This window comes from Arthrobacter sp. MP_M4 (assembly GCF_035984855.1).
Classification (GTDB): Bacteria; Actinomycetota; Actinomycetes; order Actinomycetales; family Micrococcaceae; genus Arthrobacter.
Map to the genome: position 1 here is coordinate 1 of NZ_JAXCHX010000021.1, position 16,029 is coordinate 16,029.

Consider the following 16,029-nt stretch of genomic DNA (forward strand, 5'->3'; position numbering starts at 1 on the left):
GCCACCGACCACTCCCTCCTGCCCAAAAACCCGGCAAACCCCAATCTCCGAAAACCACCCAACCAGCTTGACAAAGAACATAGGGACACCCCCCCTACGCCACCGATCCTACTGGGCCGCGCCCCCGGCGCCGGTGAGTGACTGAATCGGTGCCGGGCGTCCGCAGGCAGAACGGTTCGAGGAAGTAGTTGTTGTGGCAGGAAAATTGGGCATCCGGTAAAAGACTCACTGACATCGAGGACGGGTCAATGGAGGTCTCTGGTTACAGGTGATTAGGCATATGAGAGATATGCAGAGTTCGTCGTCGCTTATTCGCTTTGTGCGTGGGACCTGGACTCTCCTAGCCATGGCACCGGCATTTGCGATAGGAATTTTGGTGGCGCCGCCGGTGCTGTTGGGGGCGGTGCGGCCCTCGCGGCTAAAGCATTGACTGCCTCGGCGCCGGTCGGCAGGGTGGCGGCTGCTTTTGGTGCCACTAGGGTCGGTACCGCAGTATCGAGCGTCGGTTCGCGTGTCGGGTCTGCCGTGACTTCGGGGATCTCCCGCGTCTGTGCGGGGGCCGGGAGCTATGTGTCGGGGTTGCCGGCTCTTCGTGGTTGGTGGGGAATTGAGTTCGTGTCGTTGAAGACAAAGGGGCCCGTGGCCCTGTTGGGATGAGTGTGTCTAAGCATTCAACCTGGAACAGGACCACGAGCCTTGAACGAGCCTACCGGGGTGGCAGCCGACGCTGCCACCATCCTCTTCAACCTGCCCGACTACCGAGTCATTTCCACCACCATGGCCGCTGGCCGGCGGCAGGTCGTTGTCGAGACTGACGAGCTGCCTGGCTGTCCGAGCTGCGGGGTCATCGCGTTGCGGCGGAAGGAACGCCGCTACCAGCGGCTCCGCGACATCCCGGTTGCCGGGCCGGTGGACGTGCTCTGGTCCAAGTACCGCTGGTATTGCGACGAGCCGGCGTGCGAGAGGTTGTCGTTCTTCGAATCCACGGCCCAGGTTCCGCGCCGTGCCCGCTCCACGAGCAGGCTCCGGGATCAGCTCGTGGACGCCGTCATCCGCTCGGGCAGGGCCGTCTCTGAGACAGCTGCCGGTTTCGCTGTGTCTTGGTGGATGGTCCGGGCCTCCGTGACGGAGGCCTGCCTGCTGCGGCTGCCGGACGTGGACGAGCTCAGGCCCCGGATGCTCGGCATCGATGAGCACCGGTTCCGGTCCGTGCGCTACTTCCAGGACCCGTCAACGAAGTCCTGGACACGGTTCGAGCCGTGGATGACCACGATCGTGGATCTGGACACCGGACAGGTCTTGGGCGTCGTGGACGGCCGGGACCACAAGGGCGTCGGGGACTGGCTCTTCGCCCGCCCGCTCGACTGGCGCCTCGGCGTGCAGGTCGTCGCGATCGATCCGTCCGCGGCGTTCCGCAAGGCGTTGCGGATGTGGCTTCCCCGTACCGCTGTCGCGGTCGATCACTTCCACCTGATCTCGTTGGCGAACCAGGCCATGACGGAGACCCGGCAGAACCTCTCCCAGCAGGTCAAGGGCAGACGCGGCCGGGCCGTGGACAAGGCCTGGGCCCACCGCATGCTGCTTCTGCGCGCCGGCGACACGCTCAGCTGCAGGGCCGCCCACCGACTCGAGGAAGTCTTCGCTGTTGATGATCCGACCGGCACCCTCCAGACGGTCTGGAAGGTCAAGGAACAGCTCAGGGCCCTGCTTCGCACCGGCTCGCTGCAGGACGCCGAGGCGGCGAAGGAGGTACTCGAGGACCTGGTCAAGGCGGCCGGACGGCCGGAGACCAACAGGCTCTACCGCACCGTCTGCCGGTGGTGGAAAGAGATCGAGGTGTTGATCATTACCGGCGCGACAACGGGAAAGGTCGAGGCCAACAACACTTCGATCAAGAACATCAAACGCGCCGCCCGCGGGTACCGCAACGCCGCTAACTACAAATCGGTTATTCTCTTGAGAAGTGCCGTCCGGACGGCGGCATGACACTCATCTCAGGGAACTATTTCCCCACGAACCGTGAAGAGCCGGGTTGCCGGGGCAACAGATGGTCAGGGCTGCAGTCACCAACGGAATATCCGGCAGTGCGGGGAACACTGGAATGTACTTTGTGACGAATCCTCAAAAAGACTGGTCGTTGCGGGGCATCGGCGGGGCTAATGCAAATGGTTTCGTCAGCGGCGTGGTGGGATCCCAATCTGGACACCTAGCCGGGACTGGCTATTTCTCGAAGGCGATTCAGTACACAGTAGGCGCAGGAGGCTCGGTGGCTGGAGGGTCAGGGGACAATCTCATAAGTGGGGAAGAATACGGCGTTCCCGAGATGATCTTCGATGGTGCCGGCGGCGCTGCTCTTACCCGTTTTTCAGGGAAGACCGCCGTGAAGTCTATACGTGCTCTCTGCGCGGTCGGATTCGTGGTCTGTGTCGGAATTGCCATATTTGTGTTTATGAATGTTCCTTGGGGCACTCGGATGCCGTATGACGGAAAGTACAACCGGAGCGGGAACAGAATTCCTATGCAGATCGCAATGCTCTCCTGTCTGGTAGTCCTCTTCGGATTCTGGCGTGGAGGAAAAAAGTCTGATGCGCATCAGATGCGAAAGGGGTCGCGCGTTGGGTTGTATATCCTCGGAACCGGAATTGTTTTGGCTGCTGTCGTTGGCCAGTGGATCATGGGGCAATCAATTCTGGTTTCTGGCGGGTATCCTGCCGGCTAGTTCTTACCAAAGAAAGCTGAGCACCCGGTAAGGGATGCCTTCATTCTTAGTGGCGTGTTATTGGGCCCTTCGCGGATGAGCGTGGTTAGGGCGGTCTGATAGTGCCGCCGCGGCGTCGGCCGTTTTCGGTGCGGCGTGATGCAGGGGAAAGAGGTCAGGGCCTCTTTGAATTGGTAGCGACCAAGCAACCAATACCCAGAAGAGACCCTGACATGAATAACTCTCTGTCTTGTTCCGGTAGCCGCTGGTGCACACGCGCCGATACTCTGCTCGGTGTCGAGGGCATCGACATCAGCTCCGTCACGGCAACCGAGAACGGCCGGTTTCTACGCGTCGAAACCGGCGAAACCCTCAGCGGCTGCCCGGAGTGGGGCGTCATCGCGATCGGCCACGGCCGCCGTCAATATGAACCGGATCTGGAAAGATGCAGCTATTGGTGCTGTCGGTGGTGGGCTTGGTGGCACCGCGGGGGGATTTCTGGCGCGGGGGGCGAACGCTGCCCGCGTGGCGACTTCGGCGGGTTCAACCTCACGCGTGGTGACCACGAGCAACGCTGTATTGCTTAGCTCCGTGGTCCGGTCCTCCCTGGCCGCAGGCACGGGCGGTTCAGGCAGCAATGTGGTGTCTTACGCTTTGGACGATAATGAAGTCCAGACGATCAATGGGTATTTCGCCACGGCCGGCACCGGTTTCGTGACCGCAGCTGGCGGCTCTGCTGTGTTCAGTAAGCTTGGAACATCATTCGGAAACAATGTTGCCAACCGCCTTCCGGGGTGGACGGGTCCAGTCTCAAGCGGTCAGCCCGCTGGGGCACCCTATAACTGGGGATCAATTTTGACGGAGGACCTAACGAATCGGTTAGGTGGGTCTGTCGTTGGTGCGGTCAATACGGGACTGCAGCCAAGTGATGCTAGGCGCGAGGATTTGTTAAACGGCGCGGTCCAGGGGTTTGCCAACGGTTCCGCTGGGCCCGGGAGTGGATGTCGTGCGAGTGGCTGGTGATCGGAATGGGAGATGGAATGGTTAAGACGGACGACGATTCGGGGCGTATACCCAAGCGGCCGACGTTGAAGTGGTATTGGAACGTGCTGGGAGTCTTAGTTCTCGGGTTCGGTGCTTTTGTTTTGCTGCTTTCCGTATGGGATTCGATCGGTGTCGAGACTATCCGTTGCGAAATACTCACCGCGAAACCGGAAACGAGTTCTGGCGGATCTAGGGGTTCGGCATCGACGGCGGGGGTTTTCGTTGAGACGGCGAACTGCGGAAGTATCTATGTGTCTCCGAGGGTGACTTTTGACAATCAAGACGAGGTTGCTGCGTCTTTCAAGCCTGGCAGTGAATACGATTTTGATATTGGCTGGTTCTCGCGAGTAGTGACTAAGGGAATCCGGAGTGAAACCCCATCTGTGCAGGATTATCGGATGGTGAAATGAGAGCCGTTTTTTAGCGACTGACGGTCGAGAAGCGAGTGCCCATGATGTCATGTCGGGCATTTGAATGACGCGGGGGAGCGTACCCGGCGGGGCCGGTCTGAGTGTGTTGTCCGGGCTGGCGGGTGTGTTGCTGGCCGGGATCACCCTGACCGGCAACGGCGGCCTTGACGTCGTGGGTCTGGAAAGCTCGGGGCGCGGGCGTTTGACCCAGTACGACGGCTCCTTCCGGGGAGCGTTCGCTGCGGCCGGTCACTGAATGGACCAGCAGGCATATCTCGTCGTCGGGGTAACCGGCACGACTCTTGATTTCAGGAATTCCCGGATGTATCGTTGACTATCGTTATATATCGTTCACGATGTCCCGAGGAGAGCATGATGCGCAATTCATACCCGGCAGGCGGATTCCGCGGCAACAATGTCGACAGCATGTGGCAGGCCGTCGAAGAGCTGCGTTCAAGGTTCGAGAAGCGGACAGGTTCCCGGGCGGGGCGGGGCGAGGTGCGCTCGGCCGTGCTGGCGCTGCTTGCGGAACGGCCGATGCACGGCTACCAGATCATTCGTGAAATCGAGGAGCGCAGCGGCGGAAGCTGGAAGCCCAGCGCCGGGTCCGTCTATCCCACGTTGCAGCTTCTGGCCGACGAGGGGTTCATCCGTGCCGAGGAATCCAACGGCCGCAAGATCTATTCCTTGACCGACGCCGGCCGCGAAGAGGTGGCCGGCGCCGGTACCTCGGCGCCGTGGGAGGCATCGGGTCCGGCGTCCGGCAGCGGGTTCGCGGCCCTGCCCAAGGCGGGCGTCGAGCTCGCGCAGGCCGCGTCGCAGGTGGGCCGCACCGGCACTCCCGAGCAGGTGCAGGAGGCCGTGGCGGTGCTCGACGACGCCCGCCGCCGGCTGTACGCAATTCTCGCCCAGGGCTGACGGGGGTGACGTCGGTTCGCCGGGACCGCGTAGATCCGGTCTCCGGCGCTGGGGACACCCGTGCCCGTTACCGCCGTATCCTGCGCTTCGCCGCCTGGAATCTGGCGGTGACCTGGTGGTTCGAGCTGTTCCTCCCGCGCCTTGGAATGGGCTGGATTGCCGAGCGGACGAGGGCCAAGAGGATGCTGCGGTTCGCTCAGCGTTTTCACGTACTTGCGGTGGAGCTGGGCGGCCTCATGATCAAGGTGGGTCAGTTCCTGTCCTCCAGGCTCGACGTGCTGCCGCCCGAGATCACCAAGGAACTGGAGGGACTGCAGGACGAAGTCCCGCCGGTGGCGTTCTCCGCCATCCGCAAGCTCGCCGAGGCGGAGCTGGGCGCCCCACTGGAACAGCTGTTCGCCTCGGTCGAAGAGATCCCCATCGCAGCAGCGTCCCTGGGGCAGGCGCACCGGGCACGGCTCCTTCCCCGCGATGCGGCCGACACCGGACTTGAAGGTGTTGTGCTGAAAGTGCAGCGCCCGGGCATCGACGCCATCGTCGACGTCGACCTGGCCGCCCTGCGCAAAGTCGGCGGCTGGCTCAGCCACGTCCGCCTGATCTCCAATCGGGCCGACATGCCCGCGCTGGTGGAGGAGTTTGCACAGACCAGCCTGGAGGAGATCGACTACCTGCACGAGGGGGCAAACTCCGAGCGGTTCGCCGTCGAGTTTGCCGATGACCGCCGGGTGGACGTACCCGCAGTCGTATGGGAGCGCAGCACCCGCCGAGTGCTGACCCTCGAAGATGTCACGGCGATCAAGATTACGGACGCGGAGGCGTTGCTGGCAGCCGGCATTGATCCGGCGCAGGTCGCTCCGGTATTCGCCTCGGTCATGTTCGACCAGATGTTTACAACCGGCTTCTTCCACGCCGATCCACACCCGGGCAACATCTTTGTCACTCCGGTAGCCGATCCCGCCGCGCCGCACCCCTGGAAGCTGACCTTCATCGACTTCGGCATGATGGGCGAGGTTCCCACAAACACGCGCAGTGGCTTGCGGAAGCTGCTCCTGGCGGCCGCCTCGCGTGACGGAAAGGGGTTGGTGGCCGCGATCCGGAACGTGGGTGTCCTGCTGCCCTCGGCGGACACGGTCGAGCTCGAGCGGGCGATGACGCACCTCTTCGCCCGGTTCGGTGGCATGGGCTTCGCTGAGCTCCGCGAAGTGGACCCCCGGGAGTTCCGGGACTTTGCGGTGGAGTTCGGCGACGTCGTCCGCTCGCTGCCGTTCCAGTTGCCGGAAAACTTCCTGCTCATCATCAGGGCGATGTCATTGACCTCGGGGGTGTGCAGTTCCCTGGACGCAAGGTTCAACCTGTGGGACTCGGTCGAACCCTACGCGGCGCAACTGCTGCGCGACGAACGCGGAAACATCGTGCAGGACGTGGCCCAGCAGGCACTCGACGCCGCCGGACTGGCTCTGGGCCTGCCCAAACGGCTGGACGGGCTGCTGACCCGGGCGGAGGACGGGTCGCTGGCCGTGGCCAATCCGCGCCTCGAGCAACAGGTGAAACGGCTTGACCGCACGGCCCGGCGAACGGCATCGGTACTGGTTTTTGGCGCGCTTCTCATCGCAGGTTCCGTGGTCCGCGCGGACGACACGGCATTCGGCAACGCCCTGATGATCGTGTCCGTGCTTCCCCTGCTGCACGGACTGTGGGCGGGACGCAGCGGCCTCTGAGCCCGCAGGCCCGTCTTTCGCCGCCCCCACCGCAGACGGTCCCCAACTGAACGGGCCGCGAATCAAAAGAAATATGCGGTGGCGTGGCGTCCGTCGTCCCGTTCCTGTGCCAAGGTGGACTCGGCGCCCGCCTGGGCATGTCTTGGAACGGGCCAGATGTCCCGGATACGGAGGAACTTTGCGGAGCAACCATCCCCTCGATACCGCCCGGGTGCGCCTGCGTCGAGGTGCCGCATCTGTTGCTGTGACCGCCGCGGCCTTGACCGGTTTGCTGGCCGTCTCGGGCTGCGCCGGCCCGGCGCCTTTCGCCGCTGACCGGGCCGTCGAGGCCGCGCCGGCTGCGACCGGGTGGTTGCACACCGACGGTGGGGTCATCAGGGATTCCAACAACAACCCGTACACCATCAAGGCCACGTCCTGGTTCGGGCTCGAGACCCCGGACTGTGTCCCGCACGGTCTCTGGGGGACACTCACCATCGACGAGGCCCTGGCCAACATCAAGTCGATGGGCTTCAACACTGTCCGCCTGCCTTTCTCCAATGAGTGCCTGGCAGCGACTTCGATCAAGGGCAGCGTCAACTACTGGGCGAACCGCGCCTACAACCTTGAGGGCAAACGACCGCTGGACGTTATGGACACGGTCATCGCCCGCGCCAAGGCCAACGGGTTAAAGATCATCCTGGACCGCCACCGCCCCAGCTCCGCTGACCAGTCGCCGCTGTGGTACACGTCCGCCGTTCCGGAGACCAAGTGGATTGCCGACTGGAAAATGCTCGCCACCCGCTACAAGGCCGACCCCACCGTTATCGGGGCCGACCTGCACAACGAACCCGCCGGCGCGGCAACCTGGGGCCGTGGCACTGCCGCCACCGATTGGCAGGCAGCCGCCACCCGGGGAGGCAACGCCGTGCTGGCCTCCAACCCCAACCTTTTGATCATCGTCGAAGGAATCGAGAACCAAGGCAACGGAACTGCCACCTGGTGGGGCGGCGGCCTCGCCGACGTCGGCGCCAAGCCCGTCGTGCTCAACACGCCCCACCGCGTGGTTTACTCCCCGCATGACTACCCGGCATCGCTGTACGCGCAGAAATGGTTCAGTGACCCGGCCTACCCGGCCAACCTGCCGTCCGTCTGGGACAAAAACTGGGGCTACATCCAGAAGCAGGGCATCGCCCCCGTGCTGCTGGGTGAATTTGGCTCAGCGCTGGCCACTGAATCGGACAAGCAGTGGATGGCGTCGATCGTCTCCTACCTCGCCACCAACAAGATGAGCTACGCCTACTGGTCCTTCAACCCCAATTCCGGCGTCACCGGCGGGCTCGTGAAGGCCGACTGGCGGACGCAGGAAACCGCGAAGCTCGCCGCCCTGGCACCGATCCTCACCCCGGGGCCGGCCGGCACCGTTCCGGTACCGTTACCTTCCCCGACCGCTAGCGTGACCGCCGCGCCGTCGCCTACCGCTCCCGCCAGTCCCAAACCCACGGCCACAACAAGTCCCAAACCCACGTCCACGCCGTCGCCCACGGCTGCGTCCGGCGGGGCGTCCATCAGCGCGACCTGGAAGGCCACCAGCTCATGGAAGGGCGGGTACGTTGCCACTATCGAGGCCACCGGCCGGCGGATAGCGGCCAGCTGGTCCGTTTCCTGGCGAGATCCCAACGTCACCAAAGTCGTCAACTCCTGGGGCGTGAACTGCACCATCGTTCCGAGGGTTTCCGTGACCTGCACGGGCTCCGACTGGGCGGCCACCATCCTTCCGGGGCTCAAACGGACCGCCGGCGTGCAGCTGGAGTCGCTGAAGGCACCGGTCAACCCGGTCCTCACGGCCAAGTAGTTCGGCAGAACACCGCGACGGGCCGGGACGGGCCCGCCCGGTATTCTGTCCAGTGACACGAGGAGAATCATGACCACCCTGAAAGAACGCCTGCACGCTGACGTCGTCGGGCATATGAAGGACCGCAACAAGGTCGCACTCACCACGGTGCGCAACGTCCTGGGCGAAATCGAGACCCGCGAGAAGTCCGGCAAGACCCCGATCGTGCTGGACGATGCCCAGGTGACGTCGCTTCTTCAGAAGGAAGCCGCCAAGCGCCGCGACACGGCTCGGATCTACACCGAGGCAGGGGAGTCCAGCCGGGCGGCCGCGGAAATCGCCGAGGCGGAAATCATCGAGGCCTACCTGCCGAAGGCACTCACGGCAGCCGAAGTGGAGGCGATCGTGGACGAGGTCGTGGGCTCCCTCACCGCCGATGGCACCGCACTGACCATGCGCCAGTTGGGCGCCGTCATGAAGCCGGTGACCGCCGAGGTCGCCGGACGCTTTGACGGGAAAGCCGTCAGCGAAATCGTCCGGAGCCGCATGGCCCCGTGACCGGGTCTGCCGGCGCCGGCCCTGCCTGCGGGGTTCTGGGGCGGGCGCCGTGTGGAGGGTTTGGGCGGAGCGCTGCGGGCAGAGGCTGCCCTGTATCCTGAGAGGTACAGTCTCCGATCCGCCCCCGGACGCTGGGATGGGAACACTTATCGCAACCGCCCTGCCAGGCCGCCCTCAATCATCCCCGACGCCGGCCTGCGTGCCGCTGCCGGCGCCAGCAGTGAATGACCCCGCTTTCGTGAGCTGGACCGACGCCGGCCAGGTCCGGACGGCGCGCTGGCGTTCAGCCAATGGCAGGCCTGCGCCCGCACGCGTTGAGGTGGTGACCGACTCCCTGACGGCTGACCAGGCGAACCGGATGGCGTCCCAGGGCACCGCCATGCTGTGGCACGGAGACTTCCACAACGCGCGGCAAATCCTCAACGCCTTGGACCGGCGGCTGGCTTCCGGGAAAAAGAAGTCCGCCGACACTCCGGCCGACGAGTTCTACCGCCACCGCCAGTCCCGCTCGCACCGGGCACGCATCCTGGGGCTGCTGTTGATTCCGCTTCACCCGGGCCCGGTGGTGCCGCTTCGGCGCTCTCCGGACATCCGGGCCGCTGCCGAAGAAGCCTACGGGGGCATCAGCGAACCCTCGGTGGTCTCGCTCCATGAGCTCGTCGGGGCGATCGGTGCCCACGAGTGGCGCCGGAACGGGGTCTACGTTGATGCCCTGCAGGGCCGCATCCATCCGCACTACGGCACGTTTTTCCCGACCCGCAGCGAGTATGTGGATCTGGTAGGCACCGCACCGCTTCCCTCCGACGCGTTGGCGTTCGACGTCGGAACCGGCACCGGGGTGCTGGCAGCCGTGCTCGCCCGCCGCGGCGTCCGCCGCGTACTGGCGACGGACAATGAACCCCGCGCGATTGCCTGCGCCGCGGAGAACTTCCGGAACCTCGGCGTGGAGGCCCGTGCCGAGGCGGTCCTGGGCGATATGTTCCCGCCCGGCCGTGCGCCGCTGATCGTGTGCAACCCGCCGTGGATTCCGGCCACACCGCACTCCTCCCTGGACAATGCCGTCTACGACCCCGGCAGCCGCATGCTGTTGCGTTTCCTGAAAGAACTTCCCCGCCATTTGGAGCCGGGCGGGGAGGGCTGGCTCGTCCTGTCGGACCTGGCCGAACACCTGGGCCTGCGGTCCCGGAGCGCGTTGCTGGACGCCATCGAGGCGGCCGGGCTGCAGGTGGTAGAGCGTCTGGACACCCGGCCCACCCACGCCAAGGCGTCCGATCCCACCGACCGCTTGTTCGCCGCCCGCTCGGCCGAGGTCACCTCGTTGTGGCGGCTCGCCGTCCGTTAGCAGCCGTCCCGCCGCGCCATCAGCCGTTTACGAACCCTTCCCCGAAAGAGAACTACCCATGAGCCTGATCCGGCTGCAAGATGTCAGCGTGCGCTTCGACAATACCCAGATTCTGCGGGAAGCGTTCTTCCGCCTCGAGGCCGGAGACCGGGTGGGTCTGATCGGCAAGAACGGCTCCGGCAAGACGACCATCCTCAAACTGGTCCTCGACCAGGTACAGCCGGATACCGGCGTGGTCACAGTGGAGCTGGGCACCAAGGTGGGCTATTTCTCGCAGTTCTCCGAACTTAACGGGGACGCCACAATCCTCGAGGTGCTCGATGCCCTGTTCTCCGGGATCAAGGCGGTGGAAGCCGAACTGGCCGCCATCGACGTATCCATTGCAGCCGGTCCCGCCGACGCCGAACTCGACCGCCTCATCAGCCGGCAGGCCGAGTTGTTCGAGGACATGGAACGGCTCGACGGCTGGGATTACCCGCGCCGCATCGACACCGTCCTCACCACCCTGGGCTTCGACGAAGCACACCGCCGGTGCGCGATTGATGAGTTGTCCGGCGGTTGGCGCAACCGTGCCGCCCTGGCCAAGATCCTGCTCGAAGGCCTCGACGTGCTTCTCCTCGACGAGCCCACCAACTTCCTGGACGTCGCCGGCGTCGAATGGCTGGAAAGCTGGTTCCGGGACTTCAAAGGCGCAGCCATCATCGTCTCGCACGACCGGAAATTCCTCGACGCCGTCGTCACGCGGATCCTCGAGGTGGAGAACTTCCACCTGCACGAATACCCGGGCAACTTCGGCGAATACGTCGTCCAGAAACAATTCCGCCTCAAGACCCTTGAGCAGCAGTTCGTGCATGAGTCCGAACTGCTCGCCTTTGAAGCCGAAGGAATCGCCGACCGCCGGGAGGCGGCGAAAGCGGCCAGCCGCGGGCTCGGTAGCCAGCTCGCCAAGATCAAAAAGTCCCGCACACCGCGGCCGGTGGATCAGATTGTCACCGAGATCTACGGCGGGCTGCACGTCAAGGACATCCTCTGCCGGGTGGACGGGCTGGGGAAGTCCTACGGGGATAAGACACTGTTCGATGACCTGAGCTTTGAGATCCGCAAGGGAAACCGGATCGTGGTCCTTGGGTCCAACGGCAGCGGCAAGTCCACCCTGCTGCGGGTCCTGACCGGCGAAGAGCAACCCGACGCCGGGCAGGTGACCTGGGCCAAGGGGCCGGGCTTCGTCTCCTACAACCAGATGCTTGATGACCTCGACGACGCCGATACCGTCTCCCACGCGGTCAACGCGCTGCCTGAGAGCCTGGCCTTCAGCGCCACGAAGAAATCGGTCAACCGGTTCCTGGCGATGTTCCAGTTCTCCGAGGCCGACCTCAAACAGAAAATCGGAAACCTCTCCGGCGGCCAGAAAGCCCGCGTCGCCATGGCACAGTGCCTCCTGTCCGGCGCCTCGGTGCTGCTGCTGGACGAACCGACCAACCACCTGGACATGTCAAGTACCCAGGTCATGGAACGGGCACTCGTGCATTTCCCCGGAGCGGTCGTGGTGGTCAGCCACGACCGTTTCTTCAGCGAAAAAATCGCCAACCGCCTCCTGGTGTTCGGTGCCGACGGTGCCGTCCCCGGCCAAATCGACGTCCGCGTCGCCTAAGGGCGATCAGGCCTGTGCGGGATAATGGACCAATGGCCGCACAGGAGCACGACCACGACCCCTGGGATGAGTTCGACCGGCTCAAACCGGCAGGACAGGACCGGGTGGAGGGCTACCCCGGTGGTGAGCCCGTGGGCTTCGGGTTCCGGACGGGAGTCCGCAGCGCAAAAGTCGCCCTCGGCTTTGCCGTCTATGCCCTGTGTCTGGGGACCGTCCTGGTGGTGGTCGGAGCCGTCGTCTTCATCGGCCAACGCCAGTGGCTGCTGCTCGGACTCATGGTGCTGATCGAGGCCATATTCATCCTCGCGTTCAGCCGGCTCGTCGCGCTGGCGCGGCACCGCCGCTGAGAGTTCAGGTCCAGTTCCGCCGGGCCGGGCCGCCGGTCAGAGCCAGCCCTTCTTCTTGAAGATGCCGTACATCAGGGTTGCGGTGGCCACCATCAGCCCGATCGCCATGGGGTAGCCAAACGTCCAATGCAGTTCGGGCATCTGGTCAAAGTTCATCCCGTAGATTCCGGCAACAATGGACGGGGCGAAGAAGATGGCCGCCCAGGACGAGATTTTCTTGACCTGCTCGTTCTGCTCTGCGCTCGCCTCGTTCATCCGGTTGGCCGTCAGAGTGCCGTCAAGGGTGAGGGCATTTTGCAGAAGGTCCCGGAAGGAATCAGCCCGGGAGACCAGCCGCTCCACGTGGTCTTCGACGTCGCGGAGGTTGTGCTGGAGTTCGGTTTTGACATCATACTTTTCGAACCCGCGCCGCAACAGCTGCATCATGGCAGGCAGGGGATGGATGGCCCGCTGGAACTGGATGACCTCCCGGGCCAGCTCGTAGATCCGCCGGGAGACGGCGGAGTCGCCGGCAAACAGCTGGTCCTCGATCTCGTCGATGTCGTTCTCCAGCCCCGCCACCACGGGCACATAGTCATCCACCACCTGGTCCATCAAGGCGTAAAGCACCGCCTCCGGGCCGTGGGCCAGCAGCTCCGGGCGTTGCTCCAGTTTTCGCCGCACCTCCGCCACTCCGCCGGTTTCGGCATGTCGGACGGTGACCACGAAGTTCCTGCCGGTGAACACGTGCAGCTCGCCGAACTCGACAGTCTCTGTCGCGTCCAGGTACCGCGCCGGCCGCAACACGGTGAAGAGGTTGTCGTCGTAGCGTTCCAGCTTGGGACGCTGATGGGCCGAAATCGCATCCTCAACGGCCAGCCGGTGCAGCCCAAACTCAGCCGCGACGGCGGCCATTTCCTCGGCAGTGGGCCGGTATAGGCCGATCCACGCCATCCCGCCGTGGCGGCTCAGGTTGTCGAAAGTCTGCTCGAGGCTCTGCGGCTCGGCGCTGCGGACACCGTCCACATAGACGGCGTTATCGATAATAGTCACGGCGTAATTATGCCGTCTTTTGCGCCCGCGGAGCTGCGGGCGCCAGCGAGCTGCCCTGCGCCAGCCGGCTGATCAGCGGCTCGGTGCGGTACTGGATGTGGGTATGCAGGGCAAGGACCGTTTCGGTCCGGATGACTCCCTTGATCCGGAGGATGGAGCGCAGGGCTACCTGCAGGTTGTGGGTGTCGGTGGCCACCACCCGGCACCAGACATCGCCGCGGCCGGAAATCTCGTGGACTTCCAGGACCTGCGCGATCAGGCGCAACGCACCCACCACGCCGTCCAGCTCCCGGTGCGTGACCTCGATGGTGACGAAGGCGACGACGTCGTAACCCACCGCCTCCAGATCGATCTCGCGGCCGCCCTCGTGCAGCAGGCCGGACCGCTGCATGCGGCGCACACGGGACTGAGCCGTGTTGCGTGCGATGCCGAGGGTCTCGCTCAGGTCGCCGATCTGGATCCGGGGATCCCGGATCAATTCCAGCAGGATCTTCAGGTCAGTGGGGTCCAGGCTGTTCAAATCATCACTCCGGTTCATGCTGGCGTTGATCGCTTGACTGTTTTGATCAATTTTGGCATGAAAACAGTCGGGACAATCAGCCATGACGCATTCTTGAGGTGCACATCATTTCGGGCTGGCGGTGCCTTGTTCCATGGAACCCGCCGGCCGCTTCTTTCCAAGGTCAGGGCTATGACGGTTTTCAACGAGCTTCGAATGCGCCCCGCTGCAGCATCACGCTGGGGTTGGGATGCCTCCACCACGGCACGGCTGGTGATGGCCGGCGTCGTTATTTTTACGCTGCTGGTCGGTGCGAACCTGGCCACCCCGATCTATCCGTTGCTGCAGGCCAAGCTCGGCATCACCGCGGTCGATGTCACGGTTGCCTTTTCCGCCTACGTCCTGGCGCTGGTAGCCACCCTGATCCTGGCCGGCCACTGGTCCGACCATATCGGCCGCCGGGCAGCCCTGGTGCTCGCGGTGCTCGTGGGTCTCGCCGGCGGTGCGGTTTTTGCCACGGCGGACAGCCTGTTCGCGCTCTGCGCCGGGCGGGCCCTGCAGGGGGTGGCCGTGGCGCTCGCCACCGGAGCCAGTTCGGCCGCCCTGCGGGAGTTGCTGCCGAGCCGTCCCGAGTGGGCGTCAAGGTTCACGCTGCTGGCGTCGGCAGGCGGTGTTGCGGCGGGGCCGGCAATCGGGGGAGTGCTCTCGCTGCTGCCCGGTCCCACCTCAACGCCCTACTACCTTCATTCGCTGGTTCTGGCGGCGCTGTTAATCCCGCTGTACCTGCTTAAGGCCCGTCCGGCCATCACCTCGGTCGCGGGTCCGCAGCCGCTGCGCGTGCTCGCACCCCGCAGGCCTTCGGTATCCAGCGAGGCGCGCGGCGCCTTCTGGCTGGCGTCCTCGGTGGGTTTCCTCAGTTTTGCCGTCTTTGGTTTCTGCCTGTCCCTCGCGCCTGGCTACTTCGCCCAGATCGTCCACGCCGACTCGCGGCCCCTCATCGGCCTGCTGGCGGGACTCACTCTTGGATCGTCCGCACTGAGCCAGCTTCTCGCCGTGCGGGGACGCTTTGTGGTGCCGGCGGGACTGGGCATGCTTGCCGTATCTGTGCTGCTGATTGCTGCGGCCGCTGCCTGGAGCAGCCCCTGGCTGCTGATCCTCGCAAGTATCACGGCCGGGGTGGGGCAGGGCGTGTCCTTCCGGACGGTCTTTAACGATGTTGCCGGGAAGGTTGAGGCTTCACGCCATGCGCAGATCATCAGCACCGTCTACGTCATCACTTACCTCGGCAGTGCGTTCCCCGTCATCGGGCTGGGCCTGGCAGCCGGCGTCGTGGGGCTGCAGGCAGCGGTGGCTGGCTTCGTTGTGCTGTGTTCGATCGCGGCAGTCACTCTCGCAGGAGTCACCCTGCGCGGGGCCCTTCGCCGCGGCTAATCCGGCAACGGGCCCAGGTTGCCCTGAATGTGGTCGAACACGAGCGTGGTTTCGGTGTGGCCCACCACGGGGTCGGTGGCCAGGTTGTCCAGCACCCAGTCCCGGAGGTCCTCGGTGGTGGCAACGGCAATGTGCAGCAGGTAGTCCACCGAACCCGAGGTGTGGAAGGTTGAAAGTACGGCCGGGAGCTTCGGGACCCGGGCCGTGAAGCGGTCGATCTGTTCGCGGTCATGGGCGCGCAGACGGACAGCGATCAGGGCCTGCACCGAACGGCCGATTGCGGAGAGGCTCAGCTTCGCCTCGAATCCCTCGATGATTCCCCGCTCGGAGAGCGCCCTGGTGCGCATCAGGGCAGTGGACGGCGCAATGCCAACCAGCTCGGCCAGCTGCTTGTTGGAAATCCGGGCATCGGCGACGAGGGCAGCCAGCAGGCGCTCGTCGATGGCGTCCAGCGGTTCGCCGCCTACGACCGGCCGAAGATTCTTCGCACTGCTACCCATGGGTCCTCCTAGACTTGTTGTCTGTTCATCCTAAACGGGCCATTTCGGCAAATGCATTCGCCGGCCCT

Annotated in this window: 16 protein-coding genes; 13 read left to right on the forward strand and 3 right to left on the reverse strand. The window is 64.5% G+C overall.

Features of this window, described 5'->3' with window-relative positions; genetic code table 11:
* The first annotated feature begins 696 nt into the window (after positions 1-696).
* The 12 genes from RCH15_RS14185 (at position 697) to RCH15_RS14240 (ending at position 12,499) form a co-directional block, all read left to right on the forward strand.
* Positions 697-1,986: an ISL3 family transposase gene (locus RCH15_RS14185; RefSeq protein ID WP_326961312.1), complete on the forward strand. Its 1,290-nt coding sequence runs from the start codon at positions 697-699 to the stop codon at positions 1,984-1,986.
* Between the two features lie 115 nt (positions 1,987-2,101).
* Positions 2,102-2,719: a hypothetical protein gene (locus RCH15_RS14190; RefSeq protein ID WP_326961313.1), complete on the forward strand. Its 618-nt coding sequence runs from the start codon at positions 2,102-2,104 to the stop codon at positions 2,717-2,719.
* A 212-nt stretch (positions 2,720-2,931) separates the two neighbouring features.
* The gene (locus tag RCH15_RS14195; RefSeq protein ID WP_326961314.1) at positions 2,932-3,285 is read left to right on the forward strand and encodes a hypothetical protein; all 354 of its coding nucleotides are present in this window, start codon (positions 2,932-2,934) and stop codon (positions 3,283-3,285) included.
* A 453-nt stretch (positions 3,286-3,738) separates the two neighbouring features.
* A complete protein-coding gene (locus RCH15_RS14200) occupies positions 3,739-4,152 on the forward strand; it encodes a hypothetical protein (protein ID WP_326961315.1) in 414 nt (137 codons plus the stop codon).
* A 64-nt stretch (positions 4,153-4,216) separates the two neighbouring features.
* Positions 4,217-4,408 (forward strand): hypothetical protein, encoded by a 192-nt coding sequence (locus tag RCH15_RS14205; protein WP_326961316.1) that lies wholly within the window; start codon positions 4,217-4,219, stop codon positions 4,406-4,408.
* Positions 4,409-4,527: 119 nt separating this feature from the next.
* The gene (locus RCH15_RS14210; protein ID WP_326961378.1) at positions 4,528-5,070 is read left to right on the forward strand and encodes a PadR family transcriptional regulator; all 543 of its coding nucleotides are present in this window, start codon (positions 4,528-4,530) and stop codon (positions 5,068-5,070) included.
* Between the two features lie 5 nt (positions 5,071-5,075).
* Complete coding sequence (locus RCH15_RS14215) at positions 5,076-6,788, forward strand: ABC1 kinase family protein (protein WP_326961317.1); 1,713 nt, start codon at positions 5,076-5,078, stop codon at positions 6,786-6,788.
* Positions 6,789-6,966: 178 nt separating this feature from the next.
* Entirely contained in the window at positions 6,967-8,622 is a 1,656-nt protein-coding gene (locus RCH15_RS14220) for a cellulase family glycosylhydrolase (protein ID WP_326961318.1), read from the forward strand.
* A gap of 69 nt (positions 8,623-8,691) precedes the next feature.
* A complete protein-coding gene (locus tag RCH15_RS14225) occupies positions 8,692-9,159 on the forward strand; it encodes a GatB/YqeY domain-containing protein (protein WP_326961319.1) in 468 nt (155 codons plus the stop codon).
* A 238-nt stretch (positions 9,160-9,397) separates the two neighbouring features.
* Positions 9,398-10,501 carry a class I SAM-dependent methyltransferase gene (locus tag RCH15_RS14230; RefSeq protein ID WP_326961320.1) on the forward strand — a complete coding sequence of 368 codons (1,104 nt, stop codon included), beginning with the start codon at positions 9,398-9,400 and terminating at the stop codon, positions 10,499-10,501.
* Between the two features lie 58 nt (positions 10,502-10,559).
* Positions 10,560-12,152: an ABC-F family ATP-binding cassette domain-containing protein gene (locus tag RCH15_RS14235; protein ID WP_326961321.1), complete on the forward strand. Its 1,593-nt coding sequence runs from the start codon at positions 10,560-10,562 to the stop codon at positions 12,150-12,152.
* Between the two features lie 32 nt (positions 12,153-12,184).
* On the forward strand, positions 12,185-12,499 hold the full coding sequence (locus tag RCH15_RS14240; protein ID WP_326961322.1) for a hypothetical protein: 315 nt from the start codon (positions 12,185-12,187) through the stop codon (positions 12,497-12,499).
* A 36-nt stretch (positions 12,500-12,535) separates the two neighbouring features.
* Here RCH15_RS14240 and corA read toward each other — a convergent pair whose 3' ends face one another.
* Both corA and RCH15_RS14250 read right to left on the reverse strand, forming a co-directional pair.
* Positions 12,536-13,531 (reverse strand): magnesium/cobalt transporter CorA, encoded by a 996-nt coding sequence (corA, locus tag RCH15_RS14245; protein WP_326961323.1) that lies wholly within the window; start codon positions 13,529-13,531, stop codon positions 12,536-12,538.
* A 7-nt stretch (positions 13,532-13,538) separates the two neighbouring features.
* A complete protein-coding gene (locus RCH15_RS14250; RefSeq protein ID WP_326961324.1) occupies positions 13,539-14,069 on the reverse strand; it encodes an Lrp/AsnC family transcriptional regulator in 531 nt (176 codons plus the stop codon).
* A gap of 153 nt (positions 14,070-14,222) precedes the next feature.
* Here RCH15_RS14250 and RCH15_RS14255 point away from each other — a divergent pair, with 153 nt between their 5' ends.
* Positions 14,223-15,461, forward strand: a complete 1,239-nt coding sequence (locus RCH15_RS14255; protein WP_326961325.1) for an MFS transporter — start codon at positions 14,223-14,225, stop codon at positions 15,459-15,461.
* On the opposite strand, the gene RCH15_RS14260 is transcribed toward RCH15_RS14255, so the two are convergent.
* Positions 15,458-15,961, reverse strand: a complete 504-nt coding sequence (locus RCH15_RS14260) for an Lrp/AsnC family transcriptional regulator (protein WP_326961326.1) — start codon at positions 15,959-15,961, stop codon at positions 15,458-15,460. The two genes, RCH15_RS14255 and RCH15_RS14260, sit on opposite strands and share 4 nt — an antisense overlap.
* Positions 15,962-16,029: the final 68 nt, after the last annotated feature.

Bases quoted from the DNA above. Each gene is read 5' to 3' on its own strand.
- RCH15_RS14190 (WP_326961313.1), top strand. From the start codon at position 2,102: ATGTACTTTGTGACGAATCCTCAAAAAGACTGGTCGTTGCGGGGCATC.
- RCH15_RS14195 (WP_326961314.1), top strand. From the start codon at position 2,932: ATGAATAACTCTCTGTCTTGTTCCGGTAGCCGCTGGTGCACACGCGCC.
- RCH15_RS14200 (WP_326961315.1), top strand. From the start codon at position 3,739: ATGGTTAAGACGGACGACGATTCGGGGCGTATACCCAAGCGGCCGACG.
- RCH15_RS14205 (WP_326961316.1), top strand. From the start codon at position 4,217: ATGACGCGGGGGAGCGTACCCGGCGGGGCCGGTCTGAGTGTGTTGTCC.
- RCH15_RS14210 (WP_326961378.1), top strand. From the start codon at position 4,528: ATGCGCAATTCATACCCGGCAGGCGGATTCCGCGGCAACAATGTCGAC.
- RCH15_RS14225 (WP_326961319.1), top strand. From the start codon at position 8,692: ATGACCACCCTGAAAGAACGCCTGCACGCTGACGTCGTCGGGCATATG.
- RCH15_RS14235 (WP_326961321.1), top strand. From the start codon at position 10,560: ATGAGCCTGATCCGGCTGCAAGATGTCAGCGTGCGCTTCGACAATACC.
- RCH15_RS14240 (WP_326961322.1), top strand. From the start codon at position 12,185: ATGGCCGCACAGGAGCACGACCACGACCCCTGGGATGAGTTCGACCGG.
- RCH15_RS14250 (WP_326961324.1), bottom strand. From the start codon at position 14,069: ATGAACCGGAGTGATGATTTGAACAGCCTGGACCCCACTGACCTGAAG.
- RCH15_RS14255 (WP_326961325.1), top strand. From the start codon at position 14,223: ATGACGGTTTTCAACGAGCTTCGAATGCGCCCCGCTGCAGCATCACGC.
- RCH15_RS14260 (WP_326961326.1), bottom strand. From the start codon at position 15,961: ATGGGTAGCAGTGCGAAGAATCTTCGGCCGGTCGTAGGCGGCGAACCG.